General features: G+C 72.4%; 13 protein-coding genes, 1 tRNA gene and 1 pseudogene. 13 read left to right on the top strand and 2 right to left on the bottom strand.

Annotated elements, in window-relative coordinates:
- The 3 genes and pseudogenes from B351_RS16265 to B351_RS0105405 all read left to right on the top strand — a co-directional run.
- A pseudogene (locus B351_RS16265) lies at positions 1 to 229 on the top strand (hypothetical protein); the annotation flags it as partial.
- 53 nt (positions 230 to 282) lie between these two features.
- Positions 283 to 966: a response regulator transcription factor gene (locus B351_RS0105410; protein ID WP_019398028.1), complete on the top strand. Its 684-nt coding sequence runs from the start codon at positions 283 to 285 to the stop codon at positions 964 to 966.
- Between the two features lie 85 nt (positions 967 to 1,051).
- A complete protein-coding gene (locus B351_RS0105405) occupies positions 1,052 to 2,407 on the top strand; it encodes an ATP-binding protein (protein WP_019398027.1) in 1,356 nt (451 codons plus the stop codon).
- A gap of 69 nt (positions 2,408 to 2,476) precedes the next feature.
- Here the strand turns inward: B351_RS0105405 and B351_RS0105400 are convergent, their stop codons facing one another.
- Complete coding sequence (locus tag B351_RS0105400) at positions 2,477 to 3,265, bottom strand: zinc-dependent peptidase (protein ID WP_026010393.1); 789 nt, start codon at positions 3,263 to 3,265, stop codon at positions 2,477 to 2,479.
- Positions 3,266 to 3,641: 376 nt separating this feature from the next.
- Between B351_RS0105400 and birA the strand changes: the two genes are divergently transcribed.
- From birA to B351_RS0105375, 4 genes are all read left to right on the top strand, one after another.
- The gene (gene birA, locus B351_RS0105390; protein WP_019398024.1) at positions 3,642 to 4,598 is read left to right on the top strand and encodes a bifunctional biotin--[acetyl-CoA-carboxylase] ligase/biotin operon repressor BirA; all 957 of its coding nucleotides are present in this window, start codon (positions 3,642 to 3,644) and stop codon (positions 4,596 to 4,598) included.
- Positions 4,595 to 5,326, top strand: coding sequence for a type III pantothenate kinase (locus tag B351_RS0105385; protein ID WP_019398023.1), 732 nt, complete (start codon positions 4,595 to 4,597; stop codon positions 5,324 to 5,326). Before birA ends, B351_RS0105385 begins: the two co-directional genes overlap by 4 nt.
- A 44-nt stretch (positions 5,327 to 5,370) precedes the next feature.
- Positions 5,371 to 6,060, top strand: coding sequence for an SPOR domain-containing protein (locus B351_RS17250; RefSeq protein ID WP_026010392.1), 690 nt, complete (start codon positions 5,371 to 5,373; stop codon positions 6,058 to 6,060).
- Positions 6,051 to 6,126: transfer RNA gene (locus B351_RS0105375), tRNA-Thr, on the top strand. The genes B351_RS17250 and B351_RS0105375 overlap by 10 nt, the downstream gene beginning before the upstream one ends.
- Positions 6,127 to 6,158: 32 nt before the next feature.
- Here the strand turns inward: B351_RS0105375 and B351_RS16260 are convergent.
- On the bottom strand, positions 6,159 to 6,479 hold the full coding sequence (locus B351_RS16260; RefSeq protein WP_037035032.1) for a hypothetical protein: 321 nt from the start codon (positions 6,477 to 6,479) through the stop codon (positions 6,159 to 6,161).
- Between the two features lie 107 nt (positions 6,480 to 6,586).
- Between B351_RS16260 and rocF the strand changes: the two genes are divergently transcribed.
- From rocF to B351_RS0105340, 6 genes are all read left to right on the top strand, one after another.
- A complete protein-coding gene (gene rocF, locus B351_RS0105365; protein WP_019398021.1) occupies positions 6,587 to 7,510 on the top strand; it encodes an arginase in 924 nt (307 codons plus the stop codon).
- Between the two features lie 108 nt (positions 7,511 to 7,618).
- A complete protein-coding gene (locus B351_RS0105360; protein ID WP_019398020.1) occupies positions 7,619 to 7,771 on the top strand; it encodes an entericidin A/B family lipoprotein in 153 nt (50 codons plus the stop codon).
- A 236-nt stretch (positions 7,772 to 8,007) separates the two neighbouring features.
- Positions 8,008 to 8,223: a CsbD family protein gene (locus B351_RS0105355; RefSeq protein ID WP_019398019.1), complete on the top strand. Its 216-nt coding sequence runs from the start codon at positions 8,008 to 8,010 to the stop codon at positions 8,221 to 8,223.
- A 115-nt stretch (positions 8,224 to 8,338) separates the two neighbouring features.
- Positions 8,339 to 9,709 carry a tryptophan--tRNA ligase gene (locus tag B351_RS0105350; protein WP_019398018.1) on the top strand — a complete coding sequence of 457 codons (1,371 nt, stop codon included), beginning with the start codon at positions 8,339 to 8,341 and terminating at the stop codon, positions 9,707 to 9,709.
- On the top strand, positions 9,709 to 10,020 hold the full coding sequence (locus B351_RS0105345; RefSeq protein WP_019398017.1) for a hypothetical protein: 312 nt from the start codon (positions 9,709 to 9,711) through the stop codon (positions 10,018 to 10,020). Before B351_RS0105350 ends, B351_RS0105345 begins: the two co-directional genes overlap by 1 nt.
- A gap of 120 nt (positions 10,021 to 10,140) precedes the next feature.
- On the top strand, positions 10,141 to 11,094 hold the full coding sequence (locus B351_RS0105340) for an MBL fold metallo-hydrolase (RefSeq protein WP_019398016.1): 954 nt from the start codon (positions 10,141 to 10,143) through the stop codon (positions 11,092 to 11,094).
- Positions 11,095 to 11,103: the final 9 nt, after the last annotated feature.

Genomic DNA, 11,103 nt, shown 5'->3' with positions numbered 1-11,103 from the left:
CGCCGCCGAGCTGCGGGCATCGCGCCGCTCGCTCTCGGAGGCAGTACGCTTCGTGCAGCGCTCCACCGGCGGCCAGATCCTGGGCGCCGAGCTGGTGCCCTACGAGGGGCGCAACATCACCCGCGTGAAGTACATGGACGATCGCGGCCGGGTCCGCTATATGGATGACCCGGGCCCCGGCGAGCGGGGCCGCCGCGCATCGCGACGCGACGATCACGAAACCCGCTAGACGATGGGGCCCCGGCCAAAGGCCGGTCCCACACTGCAACTCAGGGAGAGTGCATGCGAATCCTTCTGGTCGAAGACGAGGCCCCGCTGCGGGAGACCCTGGCCGCGCGCCTCAAGCGCGAGGGCTTCGCGGTGGATGCCGCGCAGGACGGCGAGGAAGGCCTGTACATGGGGCGCGAGGTCCCGTTCGACGTGGCCATCATTGACCTGGGCCTGCCCAAGATGTCGGGCATGGAACTGATCAAGGCGCTGCGCGACGAGGGCAAGAACTTCCCGGTGCTGATCCTGACCGCGCGCTCGAGCTGGCAGGACAAGGTCGAGGGCCTCAAGCAGGGCGCCGATGACTATCTGGTCAAGCCGTTCCACGTCGAGGAGCTGCTGGCGCGCCTCAACGCGCTGGTGCGCCGCGCCGCCGGCTGGAGCAAGCCGGTGCTGGAGTGCGGCCCGGTGGCGCTGGACCTGGCCGCGCAGACGGTCACCGTGCACGGCAGCAACGTCGACCTCACCAGCTACGAGTACAAGGTGCTGGAGTACCTGATGATGCACGCCGGGGAGCTGGTCTCGAAGGCCGACCTCACCGAGCACATCTACCAGCAGGACTTCGACCGCGACTCCAACGTGCTGGAAGTCTTCATCGGCCGCCTGCGCAAGAAGCTCGACCCGGAAGGCGAGCTGAAGCCGATCGAGACCGTGCGCGGCCGCGGCTACCGTTTCGCGATCCCGCGCAACGAAGGCTGAGCCGCGGTAGCCGGGTCTCGTGGAAGGGAGCACCAGGCCCCGGTTCCGCCCCTGGCGGCCGCGTTCGCTCAAGGCCCGCCAGCTCATGGCGGCCAGCATCGGCCTGGTCGCCTTCCTGATGCTGGCCGGCGTGGCCCTGGACCGCTCCTTCGCCGAGACCGCCCAGAACAACCTGCGCCAGCGGCTGAAGAGCTACGCCATGGCGTACGCGGACAACATCGACTTCGGCCGCGACGGTTCGCTGTACACGCCCGAGGTCGGACCCGATCCGCGCTTCCACCGTCCCGGCAGCGGCCTGTACGCCGAAGTGGTGCTGCCCGACGGGCGCTGGGCCTCGATGTCGGCCGAAGGTCCGCTGCTGCCGGACCCGGGCGACATCCTCGAGCCGCGCGAGGAGCGCTTCGACGGCCCGCTGCAGGTGACCCAGATCGACGGCACCGCCGGCGAGGTCTACCGCTACGGCATCGGCCTGGTCTGGGGCGAGCGCGGGCCCGAGGCCGAGTTCCCGTACACCATCTACGTCATGGAGGACACGCAGACCCTGGATGCCCAGGTGCGCGTGTTCCGCGGCGCGCTGTGGATGAACCTCGGCAGCGCCGGCCTGATCCTGCTGCTGCTGCAGGCGCTGATCCTGCAGTGGAGCCTGCGCCCGCTGCAGCGGGTGATCGCCGAGCTGACCAAGGTCCAGCGCGGCCAGCTGCAGCGCATGAGCGAGCACCACCCGCGCGAGCTGGAGCCGCTGACCGAGAGCATCAACGCGCTGATCGACTCCGAGCGCGAGAACCTGGAGCGCCAGCGCAACACCCTGGCCGACCTGGCGCACAGCCTGAAGACGCCGCTGGCGGTGCTGCGCACCCAGCTGGATTCCGGCGGCCCGGAGGAGACCCTGCGCCAGGAACTGGACGTGCAGCTGCGGCGCATGAACGATCTGGTCTCCTACCAGCTGGCGCGCGCCGCCTCCAGCGGCCACAAGCTGTTCTCCGCGCCGGTGCCGATCGAGTCCACCGCCGAGGAGATCGTGCGCGGCCTGGAGAAGGTCTACGCGCGCAAGGGCGTGCTGTGCGAGTTCGACATCGCCCCGGACGCGCGTTTCTACGGCGAGGCCGGCGACCTGCAGGAACTGCTCGGCAACTTGCTGGAGAACGCGTTCAAGTGGGCCAACCGCCGCGTGGTGCTGACCGCGCGCCCGGGCCCGACCGCGCCCAACCGCCGCGCCGGCCTGCTGCTGGCGGTGGACGACGACGGCCCCGGCATCGCCCCGGAGGACGTGGCCAAGGTGCTGCAGCGCGGCGTGCGCGGCGACGAGCGCGTGCAGGGCCACGGCATCGGCCTGTCGATCGTGCAGGACCTGGTGCGCGACTACCGCGGCGAACTGCAGGTCACCCGTTCCCAGGAGCTGGGCGGGGCGCGCTTCGAGGTCACCTTGCCGCCGGGGCTTTGAGAGCCGGGATTCGGGATTGGTGATTCGGGATTCGCAAGGGCGTAGCCCGATGCGCTTCGCTTGTCCGGGCTACGCGGCGCGCAGGGGCGAGGGGCCGTAGAAGCGGGCCAGGTGCGCGGCCACTTCCGGCATCTCCTGCTCCAGCACTGCTGGTGCGGAGAAGTGGTACTCGGTGGCCACCGCGAAGAATTCCTCCGGTGCCTCGGCCGCGTACGGGTCGATCGCGGTCTCCGCGCCGGCGTCGACCTCGGCGCAGAAGCCGTCGTACGCGCGCTGGAAATCGCGCGCCCATTGCCGGTGCCAGGCGGCGGGCAGGGGCGGGGTGCCGTCCAGCTCGCCGTCCAGCACGTCCAGCTTGTGCGCCATCTCGTGCACGGCCACGCAATAGCCGGTGTCAGGCTCCTCCAGGTCGGCCTGCACGTCGGCCCAGGACAGCACCAGCGGGCCATGGTCCCAGGCCTCGCCGGCCAGTTCGTCGTCCCATTCGTGCAGCACGCCGGCCGCGTCGACGTGGCTGCGGCGCACCCGGAACGCATCCGGGTAGACCAGCAGTTGCGACCAGCCACGCAGCCCGCTGGCGCCGAACTCCAGCAGCGGCAGGCAGCACAGCGCCGCCAGCAGCACCTGCTCGGCGGGCGCCAGCTCCAGCCCGCCCAGCGGGGTGATGGTCTTCTCGTGCAGGAAGCGGGTCGCCAGCGCGCGCAGGCGTTCGCGGCGCTCCGGGTCCAGCCCGCGCGCCCACGGCAGGGCCTGGCAGGCGTGCTGCCAGAGGTCCTCGTCGATGGGTGCCGCACCCAGGCGCAGCCAGCGCGAAAGCCTGCGGATCAGCGGAACATTCCCGGGAGGAAGCTGTGCCAGCGGCCGCCGCGGGCGCGCGGCATGACCGCGTCCGAATCGCCGCCGCCGCCACCAGCGCTGGCGCGCGGGGTGGTGCGTGCCGCCGCCGGCACCGTTGGCCGCGCCTGCGGCGCCTCGTCCCCGGCGGGTGCGGCCGCGGTGGTGTCCGGACGGGCATAGACGCAGGCGCCGTGCTTCTGTTCCGGCCCCGGCAGCTCGGGGCTGGCCCAGCACAGGCTCGGGATGGTCAGCAGCAGGAGCGGGGCGAATCGGCGCATGGGTCGGTCCGGTTGGCCGGGCAAGATCCCGAATATAGCGCGGATCGGGACCGTGCGCCGGACGCGGGGGCGGCGGATGCCGGATAATCGCCCGCTACGCAGTATTCACGGAGCAGGGTGTGGACGATCGGGAGCTGCTGCGGCGGCTGGCCGCCGGCGGAAGTTCGGGCGACGTGCTGGCACGCGACGCCGGCATCACCCGCGCGGCGGTGTGGAAGCGCATCGAAGGCCTGCGGGCGGCCGGGGCGCGGATCGAGGCCCGGCCCGGGCGCGGTTACGTGCTCGACAGCCCGCTGGAGCTGCTGGATGCGGCGCGCCTGCGCGCCGGGCTGGCGCCGCGGGCCGCCGCTTCGCTGCACGCACTGGACGTGGCCTGGAGCCTGGATTCGACCAATACCGAACTGCTGCGGCGGCCGCCGCGTCCCGGGGTGGAGGTGCTGCTGGCCGAGCGCCAGAACGCCGGCCGCGGCCGGCTGGGCCGGCGCTGGGTGTCGCCGCTGGGTGGGCAGGTCTGCATGTCGGTGCGGCGTGGCTTCCAGGGCGGCCTGGCCCGCCTCGGCGGGCTGAGCCTGGTGGCCGGGGTGGCGGTGGCCGAGGCCCTGCGTGGCTGCGGCCATGCCGAGGTCGGACTGAAGTGGCCCAACGACCTGGTGGCCGACGGCCGCAAGCTGGGCGGCCTGCTGGTCGAGGGCGGCGGCGAGCACGGCGGTCCGGTGCACGCGGTGGTCGGGATCGGCATCAACGTCGACCTCGGGCCGGCCGACGGCATCGACCAGCCGTGGACCGACCTGGCCCGGCTTGGCGGCAGGGTACCGTCGCGCAATGCGGTGGCCATCGCCGTGCTGGACGCGTTGCTGCCGGCGCTGGAACTGTTCGACGAGGAGGGCCTGGCGCCGTTCCTGGACCGCTACGCCGCGCTGGACGTGCTGGCCGGGCATCCGGTGCGGGTGCTGGACAGCCGCGGCGACTTCGAGGGACAGGCCCTGGGCCTGGCCGCGGATGGGGCCCTGCGGGTGGCCACCAGCGCCGGCGAGCGCCGCGTGCATGCCGGCGAGGGCAGCGTGAGAAGGCAATGAGCGACTGGCTGTTCGACCTGGGCAACACGCGCTTCAAGGCCGCCCCCTGGGACGGCGGCGCACCGGGCGAGGCCCAGGCCTGGCCGCATGGCGAGGACCTGCACCGCGCCCCGGTCCCGCGCGGACGCCGGGCCTGGGTGGCCAGCGTCGCCGGTCCAGCCATGACCGCGGCGGTGCTGGAACGCCTGCACGCGGCCTTCGACGAGGTGCATCTGGCCCGCACCCAGGCCGAATGCGCCGGGGTGCGGGTGGCCTATCCGAACCCGGAGCGGTTTGGCGTGGACCGTTTCCTGGCGCTGCTGGCCGCGCACCGGGACGGCGGCGACGTGCTGCTGGCCGGGGTCGGCACCGCCCTGACCATCGATCTGCTTGACGCCGGCGGGCGCCACCACGGTGGCCGCATCGCGCCCTCGCCGACCCTGATGCGCGAGATGCTGCACGCGCGCGCGGCGCAGCTTCCGGCCAGCGGCGGTGCCTATGCCGAGTTCGCCGACGATACCGCCGACGCGCTGGCCTCCGGCTGCGACGGCGCCGCGGTGGCCCTGGTGCTGCGCTCGCTGGAGCAGGCGCGCCTGCGCCTGGGGCGCGAGCCGGCGCTGCTGCTGCATGGCGGCGGTGCCGGGGCGCTGGCGCCGCTGCTGCCGCAGGCACGGCTGCGGCCGGCGCTGGTGATCGAAGGCCTGGCGATCTGGGCGCGAGCGCAGCTGGACGCGGCGGCATCCTCCTGACCGCCGGCGGCCACCGCGCTGCGGTGCTCCCCTAGAATCGGGGCATGATCGCCCGCGCCCTCATCGTCGTCCTGGCCGTCCTCAACCTCGGCGTGGCCGCCTGGTGGCTGCTGCGCCCCGAACCAGCGCCGGCCTCGGTGCCGGCCACGCCGCCGGGCATCGCCCCGCTGGAAATCGTGCGCACCCTCGATGCCGCCGCGGCCCCGGCGCCTGCGCTGCAGCCGGCCGCGCCCGCACACACCTGCCTGCGCGCCGGCCCGTTCCGCAGCCGCGCCGCGGCCAATGGCATCAGCGCGCGGCTGCAGCCGCTGTTGCTGGGCCTGCAGGTCGAGGAGGAACCGGGCGATGCGGAGATGTACCGGGTGCTGTTGCCCCCGGTCCCCAGCCGCGAGGAGGCCGAAGCCACGGTGCGCCGCCTGCGGGGTGCCGGCTTCGACGACGTGCTGGTGCTGCACCAGGGCGGCGAGGCCAACGCGGTGGCGCTGGGCACCTTCCGCAACCGCGACATGGCCGAGCGCCGGGTCGCGGCCATGCGCCAGCTTGGCTTTCCGGCCGAGCTGCGCACTGCCGGCCGGGCCACGCCTCCGCGCTGGTGGCTGCTGCTGGCCACCGCACGGCCGGAGGAAGTGCGCGCCCAGGCGGGCGAAGCGCGCCAGATCGATTGCAGCCGCATCCCCGGCCTGGCGGACGATGCGCGGACGCCTGCGCTAGAATCGCCGGCCGCGCCGCTTTAGCTCAGCTGGTAGAGCAACCGCCTTGTAAGCGGTAGGTCGTCCGTTCGATCCGGACAAGCGGCACCACTTTCCGCTCCCGGCAGCTGCCGGGACGACGCTCAGGGCACCAGCCCGCAGGTCCGGTGCAACGGCGCCGGGACCGGCAACCGCACGCCATCCGGCAAGCCCGGCGGCCATGGCCGGTAGCCGGCCTGCCAGGCCACCACCTGCCACTGCCCGCTGGCTGGCAGGTCGTAGGCATACCAGGCCTCGCCGTCGTGGAACCCGTGGAAGATCTCGCTGCGGCCGTTGGCTTCGGCCAGTACGGTCAGGGGCACGTTGAACGGCGGCGGTTCGTCCGCGGTGGCCATGGCCGGCAGGAAACTGGCCGGCAGGGGTGGGGACGAAGGAGCGACGGGAGGCGTCAGGGTGGTCGGCATGTCCCTTCAATAGCACCGTGGGCGTGAATCCGGCGTCTGCTGCAGCGCGGCGCGTGTCCGTACGGTCACCCGGCTAGACTCGGGAAAAGGTTTCAACGGATACCGTCATGGCCCGCAGTTATCCCCCTGTTTCCCTCATCGGCGTTCCCACCGACATCGGCGCCGGGCACCGCGGCGCGTCGCTTGGCCCGGATGCGCTGCGCATCGCCGGTATCGGCCAGGCCTTGGCCGCGCGCGGCGTGGACGTGCTCGACACCGGCAACCTCGCCGGCCCGCCCAACCCCTGGCAGCCACCGGTGGGCGGCTACCGCCACCTGGAGCAGGTGGTGGAATGGAACCGCGCGCTGATGCAGGCCACCCTGGCCGAGCTGCGGCGCGGACGCATGCCGGTGATGCTCGGCGGCGACCACTGCTTGGCGATCGGCTCGATCGCCGCGGTCGCCCAGCACTGCCGCCAGGCCGGGAAGAAGCTGCGGGTGCTGTGGCTGGACGCGCACGCGGACTTCAACACCAGCGAGGTCACCCCTTCCGGCAACGTGCACGGCATGCCGGTGGCCTGCCTGTGCGGCATCGGCCCGGACGCGCTCACCCGCCTCGGTGGCGAGGGCCCGGCCATCACCCCGGCGCAGGTGCGGCAGATCGGCATCCGCTCGGTGGATCCGGAGGAAAAGCGCCTGGTCAAGCAGCATGGCCTGGACATCTACGACATGCGCTACATCGACGAGGTCGGGATGAAGGCGGTGATGCAGCAGGCGCTGGAAGGCGTGGACGCGGACACCCACCTGCACGTGAGCTTCGACGTGGACTTCCTCGACCCGGGCATCGCCCCGGGCGTGGGCACCACCGTGCCCGGCGGGGTGAACTACCGCGAGGCGCAGCTGGTGATGGAAATGATCGCCGACACCGGGCGCATGGGTTCGCTGGACATCGTCGAGCTCAACCCGGTGCTGGACAACCGCAACGCCACCGCCGAGCTGGCGGTGGACCTGGTCGAGAGCCTGTTCGGCAAGTCCACGCTGATGCGCGACTGAGCACCAGTCGCGTCCGCCGCCGCGCGGTTTCACGCCGGTTCGACGGCGTTCCCGGAAAAGTGGGGCCCATCCCGTGCGTGGCGCGCGGGACCGAAAAGGGAGCCCACCATGAAGCGCATCGTTGCCCTGACCCTGCTGAGCCTGTTCTCGATTTCCGCGCTGACCGCGTGCAACACCATGGCCGGCGCGGGCAAGGACATCCAGCGGGGCGGGGAAAAGCTCGAGGACAAGGCCCAGGACTGCAAGGACGGCAAGTGCTGAGCGGGAAGCTCGAACGGATGCGGTGAGCGCAGGACGCGCCCGGCACAGGACGTGCGCAGATGGAGTTGCAGGCGGGGCCGCAAGGCCCCGCCTTTTTGTCTGCCTGAATGCTCCGCCGCGCGTGGCGCCGCGTAACCGCGCACTCACGGCGGCTGGACCGCCGGGAAACGCGCAACCGGCGATGCTGGCCCCAACCCGGCGACCGCCGGGTCCCGACCCCCAAACAAGGAGCACGCATGAACCGCGACATCATCGCCGGCAACTGGAAGCAGCTGAAGGGCCAGATGAAGGCCAAGTGGGGCGACCTCACCGACGACGTGTTCGACGTGGCCGAGGGCAATGCCGAGTACCTGGCCGGCAAGTTGCAGGAGCGCTATGGCTGGGAGAAGGACCGCGCCGAGCGCGAGGTCCGCGACTTCGAGACCACCCTGGACCAGCGCTACCGCCACTAAGGCCGGTGCCTTGGGCCCGGGCGCGGCGATCCGCCGCCCCGGGCCTTTCCGTGTCCGCCCGCCGCAACCGGGGCAGGGGGGTAGAATCGGCGTGTTTCTTCCCCTTGCCTGCACCATGACCGTCCGCGTCCTCACCGGCATCACCACCACCGGCACCCCGCACCTGGGCAACTACGCCGGGGCCATCCGTCCCGCCATCGCCGCCTCGCGCGCACCGGGCACGGAGAGCTTCTTCTTCCTGGCCGACTACCACGCCCTTATCAAGGCCGACGATCCGCAGCGGGTGGCACGCTCGCGCCTGGAGATCGCCGCGACCTGGCTGGCCTGCGGCCTGGATCCGCAGAAGGTCGTGTTCTACCGGCAGTCGGACATCCCCGAGATCCCGCAGCTGACCTGGCTGCTGACCTGCGTCACTGCCAAGGGCCTGCTCAACCGCGCCCATGCCTACAAGGCGGCGGTGGACAAGAACAACGAGGCGGGCGAGGACCCGGATGCCGGCGTCACCGCCGGCCTGTACATGTACCCGGTGCTGATGGCGGCCGACATCCTCGCCTTCGGCGCGCACCGCGTGCCGGTGGGCCGCGACCAGATCCAGCACATCGAAATGGCGCGCGACATCGGCCAGCGCTTCAACCACCTCTACGGCGAGGCCTGGCGCCAGGCCACCGGCCAGTCCGGCGAGCCGCTGGTGCTGCCGGAGGTGCAGATCGACGAGAACGTGGCCACCCTGCCGGGCCTGGATGGCCGCAAGATGTCCAAGAGCTACGACAACACCATCCCGCTGTTCGCACCGCCGGCCGAACTCAAGCGCCTGGTGATGTCGATCGTCACCGACTCGCGCGCGCCTGGCGAGCCCAAGGACACCGAGGGCTCGGCCCTGTTCCAGCTGTACCAGGCCTTCTCCACCCCGGAACAGGCCGAGGAGATGCGCCACGCCTTCGCCGAGGGCATCGGCTGGGGCGACGCCAAGCAGCGCCTGGTGCTGCGCATCGAGGAAGCGGTGGCGCCGCTGCGCGAGCAGTACGCGCAGCTGATCGCCAGGCCGGCGCAGCTGGAGGAGATCCTGCAGGAGGGCGCGCGCAAGGCGCGCGAGACCACCGTGCCGCTGCTCGACGGCCTGCAGCGCGCGGTCGGCCTGGGCGGCTTCCAGGCGGCGGCCGCCGCCGGCTCCGGCAAGCCGAAGAAGAAGCCGGCGGCGCGCCTGCCGCAGTTCAAGCAATACCGCGAGGCCGACGGCCGCTTCCACTTCAAGCTGGTCGACGCCGACGGCCGCGTGCTGCTGCAGGGTGATGGCTCCGAGTCCCCGCGCGAGGCCGGCGAGCGCATCGCCCGGCTGCGCCGCGAGGGCATCAATGCCCTGCACGCGCTGGAGCAGGGCGCGGTCGGGCTGATGGGCGAGCGCGTGGGCACCCTGGGCGCCGACGTGGCCGGGGTGGACGCGGTGGTCGAGGCCCTGCGCCAGCTGGCCGAGGCGGAGGCCGGCTGATGGCCTGGCTGTCGCTGCTGCTGTTCCTGCCCTGGTTCGCCGTGCTGGGCGGTCTTTACTGGTTCTTCCCGCGCACGCCGCGCCCGCGCGCGCGGCGTGCGTTCGACGCCATCGTGCTGGTCCTGGCGCTGGTGTTGAGCATCGGCGGCATGCACTGGGGCTACCACGAGGGCCTGGCCTACAGCGGCGCCGGCCCGATCTGGCGCCAGGTGCTGGCCGTGCTTTACGCTTACGGCGCGTTCCTGGCGGTGCTGGCACTGGCGATCCCGCTGCGCATGCGCCTGTCCGCGCGCTGGGCGGCGCAGGGCTGAGCCGCGACCAAGGTGAACGGTGGCCTGCCGCCGGCGGCCGTCTACGACCAAAGCCGGATCGTGCGGGCAAGGGGGGGCTGACTAGGCTCCCCTGCATCGCCCCCACATCCCCGCTCCCCGATGCAGCAACAGCAGCTGGCGGCCGCGCACGGCATCCATACCCTCGACACCGGCTACGTCCGGCCTGCCTTCGACGCCGCGTACCTGGTGGTCGAGCGGGGCCGGGCGGCGTTCGTCGACTGCGGCACCAACCACAGCGTGCCGGTGCTGATGCAGGCGCTGGCCGACGCCGGGCTCGGCGCCGAGGCGGTGGACTGGGTGGTGCTGACCCATGCCCACCTCGACCACGCCGGCGGCGCGGGCCTGCTGATGCGCCAGCTGCCGAACGCACGCCTGGTCGCGCATCCGCGCGCGGCGCCGCACATGGTCGATCCGCAGCGGCTGGTGGCCGGGGCCATGGCGGTGTACGGCGAGGAGCAGTTCGCGCGCCACTACGGCAGCCTGGAGCCGGTGCCGGAATCGCGCGTGGTGGTGGCCGCCGACGGCCATGCCATCGACCTGGCCGGGCGCATCCTGCGCTGCCTGGATACCCCCGGCCACGCGCGCCACCACATGTGCATCTGGGACGAGCGCAGCCGCGGCTGGTTCACCGGCGACACCTTCGGCCTGTCCTACCGGCAGCTGGACAGCGACGGCCGCGCCTTCGTCCTGCCCACCTCCTCGCCGGTGCAGTTCGAGCCGGAGGCGATGCAGGCCTCGATCCGGCGCATGCTGGAAAGCGCGCCGGAGCGCATGTACCTGACCCACTACGGCCCGGTGGGCGAGGTGCGCCGCCTGGCCGCGGACCTGCACGAGCAGATCGACGCCATGGTCTCGCTGGCCCAGGCCTGCGACGGCGGCCCGGACCGCCACCGCGCGCTGGTGGCGGCGCTGTCGGAGTACTACCTGGAGCGCGCCCAGGCCCACGGCGTGCCGCTGGACGAGGCCGGGGTGCTGGACCTGCTGGGCATGGACATCGAGCTCAACGCCCAGGGCCTGGAAGTGTGGCTGGACCGCAGCCGCCGGCGTGGCTGAGCGGCGGGG

This window comes from Pseudoxanthomonas sp. GW2 (genome assembly GCF_000283075.1).
GTDB lineage: Bacteria > Pseudomonadota > Gammaproteobacteria > Xanthomonadales > Xanthomonadaceae > Pseudoxanthomonas.
Note: the sequence above shows the minus strand (reverse complement) of the source record. Positions and strands in the feature narration are given on the sequence as shown.